Below are 15,998 nucleotides of genomic sequence, written 5' to 3' on the forward strand. Positions count from 1 at the left end.
GATGTGGACGGCGCGCATATCGCTTCGCTGCTGATCACCTTTTTCTTCCGCGAAATGCCCAGCCTGATCCGCAACGGCCACCTCTACCTGGCGCAGCTGCCGCTATTCCGAATCAGCCAGGGCGGCAAGACCGCCTATGCGCGCGACGACGCCCATAAGGATGAATTGCTGAAGTCCACCTTCAGCAGCCGTGGCAAGATCGAAATCAGCCGCTTCAAGGGTCTGGGCGAAATGCCGCCGCACCAGTTGAAGGAAACCACCATGAACCGCAAGAACCGGGTTCTGCTGCGGGTTCAGGTGCCGCTTGATCTGGCCGAGGAAAGCAACGATCTGGTGGAACGCCTGATGGGCCGCAAGCCGGAGCTGCGTTTCCAGTTCATTCAGGAAAACGCTCAGTTTGCTGGCGAGATAGACGTATAGCCATGGCGCGTTTGCTGATCAGCGGCGCCAGCGGCCTGGTCGGCAAGATCGCCCTGTGGCATGCGCTGGATGATGCCCGCGTCGATCAGGTTGTCAGCCTGGGGCGGCGGCCCTTGCCGATCCAGCATCCAAAGCTGGAGCAGCGCATAGTGGATTTCGCCGCGCCGCTTTCCGCGCTGGGCAATTTTGACGCCGCCTGCTGCGCGCTTGGCACCACAATGCGTGTCGCCGGCAGCCAGGCCGCCTTCCGCGCCGTGGATCATGGCGCCGTGCTGGCCTTTGCCCGCGCCGCCAAGGCTGCCGGTGTGCGGCGTTTCGCCCTTGTCTCCTCGGTTGGCGCCGATGCCGCTTCCGGCAATTTCTATCTTGCCGTGAAGGGCGAAGCCGAGCGCGACCTTGCAGATATGAGTTTCCCGGCCCTGACCATCCTGCGCCCCGGCCTGATCATCGGCGCACGCGCCGAGCGCCGCCCGCTGGAAAAACTGGCGCAGAAGCTGGCGCCATTTTTCGATCCCTTGTTGCAGGGCCAATGGCGCCGCTATCGCTCAATCTCCGCCCAGGATGTGGCGCTGGCGTTGCTGAACGGCGCCTTGCAAGACAATCCCGGCGGCATCCTGGAGCATGACGCGATCCGGCGGCTTGCCCGGCTCTGAAGCCCAGGCCTAAAACCCTGGCCTGAAGCATGGGTTGCGGGCAGCCCGACTGTCTTGATACTTTGCCCGCCCAGCCCAACCGGAGAAGCCAACCATGATCCTCACCCTCGACGTGGCGACCCTGTCGTTCATGTCGGTGATCATGTTCGCCATTCTGGCGCTGCTGACCTGGATGCTTTGGCACGGCCATCGCGACGAAGCTGCCATTGCCTATTGGGCTTCGGGCCTGACCTGCTCTGCGCTGGGGCTTGGCCTGCTGGTGCTGCGTGGCCAGATACCCGACCTGCTCTCCATCGTGGCCTCAAACTATCTGCTGCTGCTATCGCATTGCCTGAGCTGGTGGGGCACCGATCGCTTCTTTGGCCGCCGCCCGAACCGCGCTTTCGGCCTGATCTTCATCGGCACGCTGACATTGCTGATCTTCTATTTCAGTGTCCTGCGCAACGAGATGGCGATGCGGATACTGATCATGAGCTGTGGCTTTGTGCTGCTTGGCCTGACCAATGCCTATGCCACAGCGCGCACCAGCGAACATGGCATGCGCCTGCCGCAGATGCTGGTGGCCACCGCCTTCGTGATGCTGGCGGCACTGAATGTGGCGCGGTTTTATGCCACCCTGAAAGCACCTGGCGGCGCGACAATTTTTGACAATGTTGCGCTCAATGCGCTGAATTTTCTGCTGCCGCCGGTAAGCTGCTGCTTTGCCGTATTCGGCTGGACCCTGATGGTGAACCAGCGCCTGCGGCTGCGGTTGGCGGAAACCGTGCGGCTGGATGGCCTCACCCGCATCCTCAACCGCGCCGCGCTGGACGAAGCGGCGGCGCAGGAAGTGTCGCGTTGCCAGCGCCACCGCAAGCCACTCAGCATGTTGATGCTGGATATCGACCGTTTCAAGCAGATCAATGACCAGCATGGCCATAAGGTCGGCGACGACGTGCTGCGCCAGGTGGTGGAGAATATCCGCCGCCACCTGCGCCGCGAGGATCATTTTGGCCGTTATGGCGGCGATGAATTTGTGCTGCTGCTACCCGAAACCCCGGCCGAAGGCGCCAAGCTGCTGGCCGAGCGGATTCGCCGCGCCATCAGCGGTCGCAGGCTGGAACTGGGCAACGACAGCCTGACCGTAAGCACCAGTATCGGCGTGGCCACCATGGATGCCGCCAGCGATTCGGATTGGGAACAACTGGCAATCCGCGCCGACGCGGCCCTCTATGAAGCCAAAAGGCAGGGCCGCAATCGGGTGGTGAGTGCTGCCGGCGATGCCGGGCTTACGCTTTCAGCCACGCTCTGAGCAGGGTTGCCACCTTGCCGGCGCGCTCCATCGGCGCCAGATGGCCGGCATCGCGCAGGATTTCCAGCCGCGCCCCGGGGATCAGCGCCGCCATCTCATGATGCAGTTCCGGCGGCGTCAGGGCATCGCTTTCGCCGCACAGCACCAATGTCGGCACCCGGACATGCGCCAATGACGGCCGGCTGTCCGGTCGCCCCATGATCGCGGTCTGCTGTTTGATGAAGCCCTCCGGCCCGATCTCGTCGGCCATTGTCATCAGGCGTTCCACCAGGCTGGCATTGTTCAGGTTCTTCTCATGCAGCAGGAAAGGCAGCAATTGCGGCGTGATGCCGCGAAACTTGCCGAGCCGGGTAAGCTCCAGAAAGCTGCGGCGGCGCTGCGTCTGCTCCGGTGTATCCGGCCGCGCCGAGGTGTCGATCAGCGCCAGCCGGGTGACCCGCTCCGGCGCCTGGCGCATGATTTCCTGCACAATATAACCGCCCATCGACAGGCCGCAGAGCGCAAAGCCCTCCGGCGCCTCGGCCAGCACGGCGCGCGCCATGTCGCCCACATCGTCGAGCCGGTATTGCCCGGTCGGCACCAGGCAATGCGCAATATCAGAGAGCCGGGCAATCTGCTCGCGCCACATATCGGCCGTCAGCAACAGGCCGGGAACCAGAACCAGCGGCTGTCGCGTCGCCATGGCGGACTCCTTTCAAAACCGGAAAGAAGGCCAGTCTAACGACGCAGCATCAGTTGCTCAACAGCACCGGCAGGGTCATCGCATCCAGCACGGTTTCAGTGACACCGCCAAATACCATCTCGCGCAGCCGCGAATGGCCAAAGGCGCCCATCACGATCATGTCGCATTGTTGCTTCTGTGCTTCGGTGAGCAGTGCGAGGCCCACCTTGGCACCGCCGGCCTCGGTGATCACACTTTCCACCCGCACGCCATGGCGGCGCAGCAGATCAACAATCTCCTCCAGCGGCGCACGGCCCTTGCGCTCGGGCGCGAAGGTGAGTGCCACCACCACTTCGGCACCCTTCAGCAGCGGCATCGCATCATGCACCGCCCGCGCCGCCTCGCGTTTGCCATTCCAGGCCACCAGGATGCGGCGGCCGATATCTGGGAAACTGCCACTATGCGGCACCGCCAGCACCGGGCGGCCGGCCTGTAGCGCCAATTCCTGCGGCAGCACATCCGTGCCATAGGGAATAGCGCCGGGATCACTGGGTTCCGGATCGGGCTGGCCAACAATCACCAGATCGCTACAGCGCGCCTGCACCCGCAAGGCTTCCACCGGTGCCAGGTCGCTCTGGCGCCAGCGATGCGGCAGGTTGGCCGCCGTGCAGGCAGCCAGAAAGGCATCGCGTGTTGCCACCGAGGCATGCTGCGCATCATCCATCTGCTTCTGGATCAGCTCGGTGGGAATATACTCGCCCATGTAATACGGCACATTCGGCGGCGGCACCGTGTAAAGCCCGGTAAGCTGCGCCGCAAAACGGCGTGCCAGCGCAATGGCCAATTGTGTGCGCGCATTGTTGCGCGGATCGAGAGTGAGATGCACCGTGATATCGCGGTAACTCATCGCCAGCCTCCTTTGGCTCGGTTGGCGGCCTTCCCTGTCCCCCAGGAAAACCGTTCCGGTTCAGCTGTATACTTGGCGATACTGTGGTCGGGCTTATGGTTGCCCTTGCTTTGAATGTAAGTGGTCCGTGCGCTGATTCCAAGAGAAGCTTTTGCATACAAAAGGCCGCCCGGTTTATCGGGCGGCCTTGCAGAAAAATGCACAATCAGGCGGCGACGGATTGTTTCCAGGGCGGCAGCCGGCCCTCTTCCACCGCATGGCAGGCCACGGCGCCGCCCGGCACTGCGCGGGTTTGCGGCACTTCCGCCTTGCAGCGCGCATTGGCCAGCGGACAACGTGGATGGAAGCTGCAACCGGATGGTGGGTTGAGCGGACTCGGCACTTCGCCCGCCACCGGTGTGCGCGCCCGGCCACTCATCTCCAGATCGGGAATCGCATCCAGCAGCATGCGCGTATAAGGATGCTGCGGCTGATCAAACAGCACACGCTTGTCAGCCCATTCCACCAGACGGCCAAGATACATCACGCCCACCTTGTCGGAGACATGATAGACCACGGCGAGATTATGGCTGATGAACAGATAGGTCAGGCCGAGACGGCGCTGCAAATCCTTCATCAGATTCAGAATCTGCGCCTGCACCGACACGTCAAGCGCCGAGGTCGGCTCGTCGCAGACCAGGAATTCCGGCTCGCCGGCCAGCGCGCGCGCAATCGAGATACGCTGGCGCTGACCGCCTGAGAATTCATGCGGGAATTTGCGCGCATCCAGCGGCGACAGGCCGACCTGACTGAGCAATTCGCCAACCCGCTGCTCGACCTGTTTGTTGTCGCTGAGCAGGCGACGGAAGCGCAACGGCTCAGCGATAATGTCGCCGACACGCCAACGCGGATTGAGCGAGGCATAAGGATCCTGGAAGATCATCTGCATCCGGCCCTGCACTTCCGGATGCCTGGCGCGCTCGGCCGCGGGGCCGATCTCGACGCCGTCAAAATTGATCGAGCCGCCATTCAGGCCATAGAGGCCGACGATCAGCCGCGCCACGGTGGACTTGCCGCAGCCGGATTCACCCACCAGGCTGAAGGTCTCGCCCTTGTTGATGCTGAAATCAACACCATCCACGGCGCGCACAATGCGGCGCCCCTTGGCATTGGCAATCCGTTGCAGCAGCGAGCCGCCATCGCTGGAAAATATCCGGCGCAGCAGGCCGCCATCCAGGATGCGGTTGAGCAAGGGCGGCGAAACGTCGAAATAACGCTTCAGGCCGGTGACGCTCAGCAGCGGCACAATCTTAGCCATGATTGCCTCCGGCAACAGGTTCCAGCACACGCCAGCAGGCGGCAAAGCTGCGGCCGGCCGGCATCGGCTCGGGCCGTTCGGTGAAACAGCGATCCAGTGTCTGCGGGCAGCGCGGATTGAAGGCGCAGCCTTTCGGGATCGCATTGAGGCGCGGCATCGAGCCATCGATCTGGGTCAGCCGTTCCACATCCAGGCCCATGGTCGGGATCGCGCCCATCAGGCCGATGGTATAGGGATGATGCGGCTGCTTGATCACATCCTGCACCGGGCCGATCTCGGCGATACGGCCGGCATACATCACCGCCACACGGTCGGCGGTTTCGGCGATCACGCCCATGTCATGCGTCACCAGCATCACCGCCGTGCCCTTCTCATGGCACAGCCGGCGCAACAGCGCGATGATCTGGGCCTGGATCGACACGTCCAGCGCCGTGGTCGGTTCGTCGGCGATGATCAGCTTCGGCTCGGCAGCCAGCGCCAGCGCAATCACCACGCGCTGCCGCATGCCGCCCGAGAATTGATGCGGATACTGCCCAACACGCTCGGCGGCCGAGGGAATGCCAACATCCTCCAGCAGCTTGACCGCGCGCGCCTTGGCATCTGCCAGGGTCATCGGCAGATGGGTCAGGATGGTTTCCACCAGCTGGTCGCCGATGCGGTAGAGCGGATTGAGGCTGGTGAGCGGGTCCTGGAAGATCGCACCGATCTCGCGGCCGCGGATCTTGCGCATCTCGTTATAGGGCAGATTGTCGATGCGGCGGCCTTCCAGAAGAATCTCACCGGACGCGATGCGGCCGGGAGGTTCCAGGAGGCCGATGATGGCCGAGCCGGTCATCGACTTGCCGGCACCGGATTCGCCAACCACGCCGAGCACCTCGCCGGCATCGATATGCAGCGAGATATCATCCACCGCCACCAGGGTGCCGCGCCGGGTGGGGAATTCGACGCGCAGATTGTTCACTTCAAGGAGACGAGCCATTGCGCCGTTACCTGAGCTTGGGGTTGAGCGCATCGCGCAGCCAGTCGCCGAGCAGGTTCACTGCCAGCACCAGCACCGCCAGGGTGATGCCGGGGAAGATGGTGATCCACCATTCGCCGGAGAACAGGAATTTCTGCCCGGTATTGATCAGCGTGCCAAGCGAGGGCTGGGTTGCCGGCAGGCCAACACCGAGGAAGCTGAGCGTGGCCTCGGTGATGATCGCCAGCGCCAGATTGATGGTGGCGATCACCAGCACCGGGCCAAGCACATTGGGCAACACATGGCGGATGGCGATCAAGGTGGAGGACAGGCCGATGACACGCGCCGCCTGCACATATTCCTTGTTCTTTTCCACCAGCACCGAGCCGCGCACGGTGCGGGCATATTGCACCCAGTAGCTCAGGCCGATCGCCACGATCAGCACCACCATCGCCGAAGTGTCACGCATTTCGTTGCCGAGCAGGCTGCGGGTGACGCCGTCGATCAGCATTGCCACCAGAATGGCCGGAAAGGACAGCTGCACATCGGCCACGCGCATGATGATTGAATCGACCGCGCCGCCGACATAGCCGGCGATCAGGCCCAGCGCGATTCCCAGCACCATGGCAAACACCACCGCCAGAAAGCCGACCAGCAGCGAGGTGCGCAAGCCAAACATGATGGCCGACAGCAGGTCGCGGCCCTGATCATCCGTGCCGAGCGGGAATTTCGCCATGCCGGCGCTTTCCCAGGCCGGCGGCAGAAAGGCATCGCTCAGATTGAGCGAAGCCAGGTCCAGCGGGTTATGCGGCGCCAGCAGCGGCGCCAGCACGGCGCCGAGGAAGATCACCATGGTGACGCAGAACGCCACCACCACCAGCTTGGAGCGTTTGAAGCTCCAGTAGATGTCGCTGTCGCGGGCGCGGCTGAGCATTTCACGCATCGAGGAAACGGCGACCATCACTTGGTACTCCCGCCAGCCTGGATGCGCAGCCGTGGATCAACCACAAAGTAGAGCAGATCAACAATCAGGTTGATCAGCACAAACAGGAAGCCGATCAGCACCAGATAACACGACATCACCGGAATATCGGCAAACTGCACCGATTGCAGGAATAGCAGGCCCATGCCGGGCCATGAAAATACCGTTTCGGTGATGATGGCGAAGGCGATGATGGCGCCGAGCTGCAAGCCGGTGATGGTGATCACCGGCACCAGCGTGTTCTTCAGCGCATGGCCAAAATGCACCGCGCGATTGGTGAGGCCACGGGCGCGGGCGAATTTGACGTAATCAGTGCGCAGCACTTCCAGCATTTCAGACCGCACCAGGCGCATGATCAGGGTCATCTGAAACAGGCCAAGCGTGAAGGCCGGCAGGATGATGGCTTTCCAGCCCGATACAGTGAGGAAACCGGTGGACCAGCCGGCAATCTTCACCACCTCGCCGCGCCCGAAACTGGGCAGCCAGCCAAGCATCACGGCAAAGATCAGGATCAGCAGAATGCCGATCAGGAAGGTGGGCAGCGAGATGCCGATCAGCGATACAGTCAGCATCAGGCGGCTGGACCAGTGATTGGGATAAAGCCCGGTGAACACGCCCATCGGAATGCCCAGCGCCAGCGCCATCAGGGCGGCGATCAGGCTGAGTTCCAGCGTGGCGGGCAGGCGATCCAGGATCATGCGGCCAACCGGCTCGGTGGTGCGGTAGCTGAGGCCGAATTTGCCCTGCACGGCATCAACCACAAAGCGGCCGAAACGCACCGGCAGCGGATCGTCAAGACCAAGGGTCTTGCGCAATTCAACGCGCGCGGAAGCAGGCAGGTCGGTGCCGCCGATATTGGCGACCGGATCACCGACAAAATTCGACATCATGAAGGCGATGAAACCGACCGCCAGCATGACTAGGGCGGCCTGGATCAGGCGACGGATAATGAATGCAATCATGGGGCGCTGGGAAAAGCAGAGGCGGCCCGGATCTGCATCCGGGCCGCCAATACCTTACTTGACCTTGACGAAGCGCAGCGGGAAGTAGTTATCCGACAGCTGCACCAGATCAACACTGTCCTTGGCCGCCCACACCACCACCTGCTGATGCAGCGGGATATAAGCGAAGTCTTCCAGGTACAGTTTGGTGGCTTCCTTGATCATGGCATCGCGCTTGGCCTTGTCGCTTTCGCGCTCCATGGCATCGGCCAGATCGTCCACCTTCTTGTTCGAATAGCCGCCCGCGTTGAACAGGCCCTTGCCGGTCTTCTGGTTCGGGGTCTGGATCAGGGCTTCGAACACGTTATGCACGTCATAGGTGGCGCCCGGCGACCAGCCCAGCATGTAGAAGCTGGTATTCGGCGACTTCTCCATATCCGACGAGGTACGCAGGATCTTGGCGAAGTATTTCGAACGGGTCTGCGCCAGCAGGTTCACCTTGATGCCGATGCGGGCCAGCATCGCCACCGAAGCCTGGCAGATCGCTTCGTCCTTGACGTAGCGGTCATTCGGGCAATCCAGGCCAACCTCGAAGCCATTCGGATAGCCGGCTTCCGCCAGCAGCTTCTTGGAGAGTTCCGGATCAACCTTCGGGCGCACATCCAGCGCGGCATCATAGCCGTTCAGGCCGGTGCCGATCATCAGCGCGGTGGGCTTGGACTGGCCACGCATCACGGTGCGCTTGATCGCTTCCACGTCAATGGCGCGATAGAACGCTTCGCGGACGCGCTTGTCCTTGAACGGGTTCTTGCCCTTCACGTTGGAATCCGGCAGTTCATCAAGCTGCTGGTTGAAGCCGAAGAACACCACGCGGGTTTCCGGGCCTTCCAGCACGCGACGGCCGGCGGTCTTGCCGATCCGGTCAGTATCCTGCGGCGGCACGGTGTAGATCATATCGATCTCACCCGACAGCAGGGCGGCAACGCGGGTGGCATCATTGGCAACGCGCTGGAAGATCACCTCGGTGAGGTTATGTTCCGGCTTGTCCCACCAGGTCGGATTCGGCACCAGCACGGTGCGCACATCCGGCTCGCGCACCTTCAGCATGAAGGGGCCGGTGCCGTTTGCGTTGCGGGTGGCGAAATTCTCTTCATTCTTGGTCATGTCGGCGGTGAACTGGGCGTTGTTCTTTTCCGCCCAAACCTTCGACATGATGCCGATCTGCGACAGCTTATCGGCCAGCAGCGGATCGGGATACTTGGTCTCGATCTCCACCACGAAGTCGCTGACCTTGCGGACTTCCTTCACCGACACGAAATTGCCGGTGACATTGGAGCCCTTGCCACTAGCGCGGCCATAGGAGAACACCACGTCATCAGCCGTGAAAGCTTCGCCGCCCTGGAATTTCACGCCCTGGCGCAGCGTATAGCGCCACAGCGTCGGGTTGACCATCTCGGTCTTGGTGGCAAGCGCCGGCTCAAGCTTCAGGTTCTTGTCACGCCGCTGAAGGCCCTCATACATGTTGAGATTGAAGCTCAACAGGAAGGTCTCGTTGCGGGCATACGGATCCATCGAGCTGACGTCGCCGTCATTCGCCCATTTGAACGTCTTTGCGGCAGCCATATCGGCGGCCAGCAACGACAAGGCCGCGACGGCGGCCATGAGCGTTCCCTTCAAGAATGCGCGTGGCTTCATAGTCCCCTTTTCCTTTTCACGTTGCATCGCGGCACGCCAGGGACTGCTTGCATCGCCTTGCCCCCGCGATCCGCTTATCCGATGCCCCGCCGCCCCGGCCTGTTACCCCCGGTTAGGCGACGGACATTCTTGGGATCATAATGTTAAGCTGTTTGGCCCGTCTATAGGCGAATGATCGGAGTTGCGACTAAACCGGCCGCGCCAGCGACACCACGTCGCGACCCTGCTGTATACGGCGCGTCGGCATGATGATAGTGCAACGCGGAAACGGCGCCCGCACTTCAATATCGCCATCCATGGCAATCAGCTCGCCCTCGGCCAGTTCCTCAAAGCCGATCCAGGGCTGGGCAAAGCGGAAATCAGCGCTTTGCGCCACCACCACCCGGGTCACCTCGTAGCGCTTCGGCTCGCCTGCCTCGGGCTGATATTGCGCCGCCAGGTCAGCCGGGATCATGCCGAAGAAATCCAGGAAGCGCATGGTGATCGAAATTGCCAGGATGCCGCTTGAAGCTGCGAAATGCTGGCCACATTCCACCACCACGCCCAAAGGCGCGGCATCCGGGCGGCCATAGGCGCCAAACTGGATCAGCGGCCGGCCGGGATGCATCACACCCGGCAGCAGCACATGATGCAGCGGTGAATGCAGATGGCGCGACAATGCGGCGTATTTCGCCTGCGGCTCGTGAATCAGCATCGGCGGCACGGCATGCGAGGTGGAATGGATATCCAGCAGCGCATCACCTTCGGCAAAGATCGGACGCAGCTCGCGGGCGCGTATGGCTTCCACACTCTGATCCGGGCCGTCCAGCGTGGCATCATCCCAGATGCGATTGAAATCGCGGTCCACAAAGCGCGATTCAAACGGCCGCGCCGGATCAAAGCGGTGATACGCCGCCACATTGGCAAAGCTCAGTGTCAGCTTGCCACGCACCGGCCGGATGCTCTGCTCCAGCAGATGCGTTACCGCGATCATGCCGCAGAATTCATTGCCATGGGTCAGGGCATTGACGATGACATGCGGGCCGGGCCGGCCGGAATCAAAAGTATGCACATAGTCAACACCACGGTTGCCGCTACGATAGGCAGACAAATCCTTCGGGGTGATCTCGATCGGCGGCAGATTGTCACTCGGGCTGGTCATGCCTCACACGCTCCACATCCATAATACACTGCCGATACCGTAAAGCCCGAAGCCGAGCAGCAGCAACCCGGAGAGGCGATTAACAATCTGCAAACCGCCATTACTCAGTTGACGGCGGAACCGGCCAGCCAGCGCCGCCAGCGACAGCCACCATACCGACGAGCCGGCGAACACACCCAGCACCAGCCACCAGGCTAAGTCGGCATCCACCCCGATGGCGCCAATGCCGAGGAAGGCAAAGATGCCCAGGAAGGCGACAATGGTGATCGGATTGGTGGCGGTGAGAAAGAAAGTGGAGAGGAAGCCATGCACCAGATCGTCGCGCGGCACTGTGGGCAAGCTTTCGCTTGCCGCTTCGCGCCGCGCCCGCAGCATGCGCCAAGCCATGCCGAGCAGGAACAGGCCACCACCCAGGCGGAACACCGCCTCATGCGCTTGCAGCCAATTGGCGATCAGCGACAGGCCGAAAGCGGCGACACAGCCATAGGCGACATCGGCCAGGGCGGCGCCAAGCCCAGCCACCAGGCCGCTGACCCGGCCCAGCGCCAGGGTGCGCTGCACGCAGAGCACACCCACCGGCCCAACCGGCGCGGCGATGACAAAACCCGCCACCACGCCCTTGCCGAGCATCAGCAGGGTTTCAAGCACAATAGCTCTCGGCAAACATGGGGTGGCTCCGGCTGGCAACGCCATGGGCGTAGCATGATGGCATCTTCCCGCCAACCCGTCGCTGTTTTCTGGTACTATATTAATTGTATATTCTGGCGCTTTAGATAGGACCTGAATCGCCGTAGAGAAACGGGCAAGCCCCCAGCACGGAGTTGCCCGATGACCAGTCAGTCGCTGCCCGATACCGAACCTGCTTCCAGGCGCGTGCGCGTGCGCCGCATGCCGGAGCGCGGCCGCTATGATGCTGCCAGCGTCCACGCCATTCTGGATGCCGGCTATGTCTGCCATGTCGGCTTCACCCTGCCCGATGGCCAGCCGATGGTGATTCCCACCGCCTATTGGCGCGAGGGTGAGCATCTCTATATCCACGGCTCATCCAAAAGCACCATGACCCAGGCGCTGGCCCAGGGCCTGCCGGCCTGTGTCACCGTCACCCATATGGATGCGCTGGTGCTGGCGCGCTCGGCCTTTCATCATTCGGTCAATTACCGCTCGGTGGTGGCGCTCGGCCGCTTCACCCGGATCGACGATCCGGCGCACAAGATGCAGGCGCTGGAAGCCTTCATGGAGCGGATCGCGCCGGGCCGCTGGGCCGAAATCCGTGGCCCCGATGCGCAGGAGATGAAAGCCACCATGGTGCTGTCGATGCCGCTCGACGAGGTCTCGGCCAAACAACGCAGCGGCCCGCCCAAGGATGACGAACCTGATATGGCACTGGATTGCTGGGCCGGGCTGCTGCCCTTCGCCGGCGGCTTCCTGGCCCCCGAGCCGGATCCCCTGCTCCGCCCCGGCATTGCCGTGCCGGGTTATTTGAGCAACTTGGCCAAGGTCTGAACCGCCTGCTCGATCTGGGCCGGGGTGAAGGCGGCATAGCCCAGCAACAGCCCGCTGAGCTGGCGGCGCTGGCCATAACGCGATAAAGGCGCCACCATCAGGCCCTGGGCGGCAGCGGCAGCGGCCAGGGCGCGATCATCGCGGCCATCGGTGAATTCCGCCACCAGATGCAGCCCGGCCTCGGCCGGGCCAACCCGCAGCGCGCCGCTTTGCAGCCAGCGGCCGCAATGGCGCTGCAAGGCGGCGAGCAAGGCCTGCTGGCGTTCGCGGTAGAGCTTGCGCATGCGGCGCACATGCTGCGCCAGATGGCCCTCGGCAATGAAATCGGCCAGCACGGCCTGGGGCAATGATGGCGCATGGCCATCGGCGGTGGCCTTGGCGCGCACAAAGCCGGCCACCAGATGCGGCGGCAGCACCAGGTAGCCCAGCCGCAGGCCGGGGAACAGCACCTTGGAAAAGGTGCCGACATAGATCACCCGCTCGCCGCCATCCAGCCCCTGCAAGGCCGGCAGCGGCGGCGTGCCATAGCGGTATTCGCAATCGTAATCGTCTTCCACAATCAGGCAGCCGGTGTCACGCGCCAGGGCCAGCAGGCCAAGCCGACGCGCCAGCGGCATGGTGCCGCCGAGCGGAAACTGATGCGACGGCGTCACCGCCACCAGCTTGGGCGGCCCCGGCAGCCGGGCGATATCCTCCGGGTCCAGCCCCTGGGCATCCACCGGCAAAGCCTCGATCCGGGCGCCAACCGCCGCCAGCGCCTCACGCGCACCGGCATAGCCGGGGTCTTCCACCACCACCCTGTCGCCCGGATCGAGCAGCACCCGGCCGACCAGATCAAGTGCCTGCTGCGCCCCCGAGACGACCAGTATCTGATCCGCCAGACAATTCAGCCCGCGCGCCTCGGTCAGGTAGCCAGCCAGCGCCTGGCGCAAAGCCGGCAGCCCCTGGGCATCGCCGGAGCCGAATAAGGCGAGGTCGGAACGGCGCAACCTGCGATTGGTCAGGCGGCGCCAGGTGGCGAGCGGAAATTCATCCAATGCCGGCAACCCGACCATGAAGGGCCGCGCCGCCTGCAACTCGTGACCTGCCAGTTCCGGCGCGGCGGCAATCAGCCGCCGGCCGCGCTGCGAGAAGCTGGCCGGGCCGGCCTGGCCCGGGCCCGCACGGCCAAGATCGGCCGGCACATCCTCGGCAACATAGACCCCGGAAGCCGCCCGGGCCGCCAGATACCCTTCGGCTACCAGGCGGTCATAGGCCCCCAGCACGGTATTGCGCGACAGGCCAAGGTCTTCGCCCAGGGCGCGGCTGGAGGGCAACCGCTCGCCCGGCGGCAGGCGGCCATCCAGCACGCCGGCACGGATCGCCGCATAAAGCTGAAGCTGCAACGAAGCTTGGCCGGCGCCGCGCAGCGGCCGGAACCAGCCTATGAACCGCCCCGCTGCCCGGCGCGCCATCCTAATCTTCCATATTAAGTAATATATTTATCATAACTATATGAATTTAAATTATATATTCATCTAGTTCATCGGCACAGCCGGCATGCCAAAAAGACTGCCATGCAACATCATGATAACCGCATAAAGAATTGCTGAAACAAGGATATTAATGCCGCCAATGTCACGGTAGGTTACTCGCTGTCGCCCTTCCAGCATTGCCGCAAAAGGAATAATCGAGGTTTTAGAAATAAATACCTGCCAATGCTGGCCGAATTTGGCAGCCCGCTTGCGATCAATCGACCGCATGCCATTCAGCGCCGTGATCAGCACTGAGCCGGCCAGCAGCAAGGTGGCGGCATCACCATTTGCCACCATATGGCTGCCGGCCCAAAGGGCGAAGGCCCATAGCATCGGATGCCGCGTCACCTTGGTGAAGCCAGCCACCGGCAGGCTGCCCTTGAGCAGCATGTCCGGGCCGGCCAGGGTCGGGTTGGTTGGCCGCAGCGAGGCAACCAGGAACAGCAGCGCTACCGGCATCACCAGCAGCGGCACCAGCGCCAGCACCGGGCTGGATGGCCAAAATTCCACATAAGGTGCCTGGCCATAGGCCCAGATCAGATAGCCAAGAGAGGCCACACTGAGCAGCGAGAACAGGCCGCGATAGCGCACCTCGCCAAGCTTCTGCACCAAGCCGGCACGCAGCGGGCCTGCCACCAGAAGATGCAGCACTACCCAGGCTAAGGCGGCCAAAAACAGCTGTGTCATTCTTCTTCCCTCTGCGCTGCCAGCGCGCCGGCCAGCAGCCGGCTGGCTGCTGCCTGAGCCCGGGCGCGGTCTTCCGGTGCCACGATCTGGCGTTCAATCATACGCCGGTTGCGGCCGGCTTCGGCCAAGCCAAGCCGCTCTGCCACCGCCCAATGCACCCAGGCCAGCACGGCATCACCCGGCACATTTTCGCCGCGGAAATGGAAATCGCCGAGCACAAAAAGCGCCTCGGCATTGCCGCGTTCGGCAGCCTGGCGCAAATGCCGCATCGCCGCCGGCACATCCACCGGCACACCCTCGCCGTTGAAACTGTAGCGCGCCAGCAGGAACAAGGCTTCGGCATTGCCGGCCTCGGCAGCGCGGCGATACCAGGCCAGGGCCGCCGCCGGATCAGCCTTCAGGCCGGCCGCGCCGGCTTCCAGATACGCGGCATATTTGAACATGGCCCGGCTGCTGCCTGCATCGGCGGCACGCTTGAACCAGACCGCCGCCTTGGCCGGGTCGGCCGGCAGCCCGGCATAGCCGGCCTCATGCCAGAGCGCCAGCCGGAAGGTGGAACGCGGCAGGCCGCGCCCGGCAGCTTCGGTCAGCAGGGCCACGGCGCGAGCCGGGTCAGCCGGCCTGCCCTGGCCATTGACCAGATTATTGGTGAAATTGTTGATCGCCGCCTGATGCCCCTGGCTGGCAGCCTTTTCCCACCAATCCATCGCCTGGGCCGGATCAACCGGCAGCCCGAAGCCATTGGAATAGCTTAGCGCGAGATGGTTTTGCGCATCGGCATCGCCGGCCTCGGCGCCGCGCCGCAGCCAGATCACGGAACCAGCCTGATCCGCCGGGCCGCCCAGGCCATCACGCAGGTATTCGCCAAATTTGCCCTGGCCGGGGGCAAAACCGGCCTCGGCGGCAATACGATAGGCTTCCCGCGCCCCCGGCAGATCCGCAGCCCCGAGACGCGACGAGGCGAGCAGCAGGCCCAGGTTATAGGCAGCGGGGGCAAAATCGAATTGCAGCGCCCGGCGATACCATTTCGCTGCTTCCGCAGCATCGGCGGGCTGGCCCAGGCCGAGATCATAGAGCCGGCCCAGATCGTTGGCGGCCGGGCCGAAGCCATCCTCGGCGGCGCCCCGCAAATAGGCCAGGGCCTGTTTCGGATCGGGCTTGAGGCCGATCGCGCCGGCGCCCTCGCCCAGCAGATGCGCCATATAGGTGGCCGCCATCGGATGGCCGCGATCCGCCGCTGCGCGCACCAGCGCCACGCCCTCTGCCGCCCGGCCATCGGCGATGGTCAGTCGGCCCAGGCGGTAGCGTGCGTTCAAGGCCCCCAGGCGCACCGCCTCTGCCAGTAAGC

15 protein-coding genes and 1 pseudogene are annotated in these 15,998 nt (G+C 63.4%); 4 read left to right on the forward strand and 12 right to left on the reverse strand.

All coding sequences use genetic code 11. From position 1 onward, the window contains the following. The 3 genes and pseudogenes from KBB36_RS18425 to KBB36_RS18435 all read left to right on the forward strand — a co-directional run. Positions 1-420 (forward strand): annotated as a pseudogene (locus KBB36_RS18425) (DNA topoisomerase IV subunit B); the annotation flags it as partial. A gap of 2 nt (positions 421-422) precedes the next feature. Continuing rightward, positions 423-1,073, forward strand: a complete 651-nt coding sequence (locus tag KBB36_RS18430; RefSeq protein WP_290984439.1) for an NAD(P)H-binding protein — start codon at positions 423-425, stop codon at positions 1,071-1,073. Positions 1,074-1,167: 94 nt separating this feature from the next. Next, positions 1,168-2,364, forward strand: coding sequence for a GGDEF domain-containing protein (locus tag KBB36_RS18435; RefSeq protein WP_290984442.1), 1,197 nt, complete (start codon positions 1,168-1,170; stop codon positions 2,362-2,364). Here the strand turns inward: KBB36_RS18435 and KBB36_RS18440 are convergent. The 9 genes from KBB36_RS18440 to KBB36_RS18480 all read right to left on the reverse strand — a co-directional run bounded on the left by KBB36_RS18440 (position 2,342) and on the right by KBB36_RS18480 (position 11,594). Further along, entirely contained in the window at positions 2,342-3,046 is a 705-nt protein-coding gene (locus KBB36_RS18440) for an alpha/beta fold hydrolase (protein ID WP_290984445.1), read from the reverse strand. The two genes, KBB36_RS18435 and KBB36_RS18440, sit on opposite strands and share 23 nt — an antisense overlap. A gap of 49 nt (positions 3,047-3,095) precedes the next feature. Next, positions 3,096-3,932 (reverse strand): universal stress protein, encoded by an 837-nt coding sequence (locus KBB36_RS18445; protein WP_290984448.1) that lies wholly within the window; start codon positions 3,930-3,932, stop codon positions 3,096-3,098. A 205-nt stretch (positions 3,933-4,137) separates the two neighbouring features. Continuing rightward, the gene (locus KBB36_RS18450) at positions 4,138-5,229 is read right to left on the reverse strand and encodes an oligopeptide/dipeptide ABC transporter ATP-binding protein (RefSeq protein ID WP_290984451.1); all 1,092 of its coding nucleotides are present in this window, start codon (positions 5,227-5,229) and stop codon (positions 4,138-4,140) included. Continuing rightward, positions 5,222-6,208 carry an ABC transporter ATP-binding protein gene (locus KBB36_RS18455; protein WP_290984454.1) on the reverse strand — a complete coding sequence of 329 codons (987 nt, stop codon included), beginning with the start codon at positions 6,206-6,208 and terminating at the stop codon, positions 5,222-5,224. Before KBB36_RS18455 ends, KBB36_RS18450 begins: the two co-directional genes overlap by 8 nt. A gap of 7 nt (positions 6,209-6,215) precedes the next feature. Beyond that, positions 6,216-7,148 carry an ABC transporter permease gene (locus KBB36_RS18460; protein ID WP_290984457.1) on the reverse strand — a complete coding sequence of 311 codons (933 nt, stop codon included), beginning with the start codon at positions 7,146-7,148 and terminating at the stop codon, positions 6,216-6,218. Then, complete coding sequence (locus KBB36_RS18465; protein ID WP_290984460.1) at positions 7,148-8,131, reverse strand: ABC transporter permease; 984 nt, start codon at positions 8,129-8,131, stop codon at positions 7,148-7,150. Before KBB36_RS18465 ends, KBB36_RS18460 begins: the two co-directional genes overlap by 1 nt. Before the next feature lie 54 nt (positions 8,132-8,185). Continuing rightward, positions 8,186-9,772: an ABC transporter substrate-binding protein gene (locus tag KBB36_RS18470; RefSeq protein ID WP_290984463.1), complete on the reverse strand. Its 1,587-nt coding sequence runs from the start codon at positions 9,770-9,772 to the stop codon at positions 8,186-8,188. 220 nt (positions 9,773-9,992) lie between these two features. Further along, the gene (locus KBB36_RS18475; protein ID WP_290984467.1) at positions 9,993-10,946 is read right to left on the reverse strand and encodes a succinylglutamate desuccinylase/aspartoacylase family protein; all 954 of its coding nucleotides are present in this window, start codon (positions 10,944-10,946) and stop codon (positions 9,993-9,995) included. A 3-nt stretch (positions 10,947-10,949) separates the two neighbouring features. Next, the gene (locus KBB36_RS18480; RefSeq protein ID WP_290984470.1) at positions 10,950-11,594 is read right to left on the reverse strand and encodes a LysE family transporter; all 645 of its coding nucleotides are present in this window, start codon (positions 11,592-11,594) and stop codon (positions 10,950-10,952) included. Between the two features lie 180 nt (positions 11,595-11,774). Here KBB36_RS18480 and KBB36_RS18485 point away from each other — a divergent pair, with 180 nt between their 5' ends. After that, the gene (locus KBB36_RS18485) at positions 11,775-12,449 is read left to right on the forward strand and encodes a pyridoxamine 5'-phosphate oxidase family protein (RefSeq protein WP_290984473.1); all 675 of its coding nucleotides are present in this window, start codon (positions 11,775-11,777) and stop codon (positions 12,447-12,449) included. Here KBB36_RS18485 and KBB36_RS18490 read toward each other — a convergent pair. The 3 genes from KBB36_RS18490 to KBB36_RS18500 form a co-directional block, all read right to left on the reverse strand. Next, positions 12,422-13,903 (reverse strand): PLP-dependent aminotransferase family protein, encoded by a 1,482-nt coding sequence (locus KBB36_RS18490; protein WP_290984476.1) that lies wholly within the window; start codon positions 13,901-13,903, stop codon positions 12,422-12,424. The genes KBB36_RS18485 and KBB36_RS18490 overlap by 28 nt on opposite strands. A gap of 63 nt (positions 13,904-13,966) precedes the next feature. Continuing rightward, positions 13,967-14,650, reverse strand: a complete 684-nt coding sequence (locus KBB36_RS18495; RefSeq protein ID WP_290984479.1) for an NnrU family protein — start codon at positions 14,648-14,650, stop codon at positions 13,967-13,969. Beyond that, positions 14,647-15,998: tetratricopeptide repeat protein (locus KBB36_RS18500; RefSeq protein WP_290984482.1), on the reverse strand; the 1,352-nt coding region annotated here is incomplete at its 5' end. The genes KBB36_RS18500 and KBB36_RS18495, both read right to left, overlap by 4 nt.

The sequence above is a fragment of the Ferrovibrio sp. genome (genome assembly GCF_017994015.1).
Taxonomy (GTDB): domain Bacteria; phylum Pseudomonadota; class Alphaproteobacteria; order Ferrovibrionales; family Ferrovibrionaceae; genus Ferrovibrio.

Excerpts from the sequence above, each read along its gene's own strand:
- KBB36_RS18460 (WP_290984457.1), bottom strand. The coding sequence starts at position 7,148 with ATGGTCGCCGTTTCCTCGATGCGTGAAATGCTCAGCCGCGCCCGCGAC.
- KBB36_RS18430 (WP_290984439.1), top strand. The coding sequence starts at position 423 with ATGGCGCGTTTGCTGATCAGCGGCGCCAGCGGCCTGGTCGGCAAGATC.
- KBB36_RS18475 (WP_290984467.1), bottom strand. The coding sequence starts at position 10,946 with ATGACCAGCCCGAGTGACAATCTGCCGCCGATCGAGATCACCCCGAAG.
- KBB36_RS18450 (WP_290984451.1), bottom strand. The coding sequence starts at position 5,229 with ATGGCTAAGATTGTGCCGCTGCTGAGCGTCACCGGCCTGAAGCGTTAT.
- KBB36_RS18490 (WP_290984476.1), bottom strand. The coding sequence starts at position 13,903 with ATGGCGCGCCGGGCAGCGGGGCGGTTCATAGGCTGGTTCCGGCCGCTG.
- KBB36_RS18485 (WP_290984473.1), top strand. The coding sequence starts at position 11,775 with ATGACCAGTCAGTCGCTGCCCGATACCGAACCTGCTTCCAGGCGCGTG.
- KBB36_RS18440 (WP_290984445.1), bottom strand. The coding sequence starts at position 3,046 with ATGGCGACGCGACAGCCGCTGGTTCTGGTTCCCGGCCTGTTGCTGACG.
- KBB36_RS18445 (WP_290984448.1), bottom strand. The coding sequence starts at position 3,932 with ATGAGTTACCGCGATATCACGGTGCATCTCACTCTCGATCCGCGCAAC.
- KBB36_RS18465 (WP_290984460.1), bottom strand. The coding sequence starts at position 8,131 with ATGATTGCATTCATTATCCGTCGCCTGATCCAGGCCGCCCTAGTCATG.
- KBB36_RS18495 (WP_290984479.1), bottom strand. The coding sequence starts at position 14,650 with ATGACACAGCTGTTTTTGGCCGCCTTAGCCTGGGTAGTGCTGCATCTT.
- KBB36_RS18455 (WP_290984454.1), bottom strand. The coding sequence starts at position 6,208 with ATGGCTCGTCTCCTTGAAGTGAACAATCTGCGCGTCGAATTCCCCACC.
- KBB36_RS18435 (WP_290984442.1), top strand. The coding sequence starts at position 1,168 with ATGATCCTCACCCTCGACGTGGCGACCCTGTCGTTCATGTCGGTGATC.
- KBB36_RS18470 (WP_290984463.1), bottom strand. The coding sequence starts at position 9,772 with ATGGCCGCCGTCGCGGCCTTGTCGTTGCTGGCCGCCGATATGGCTGCC.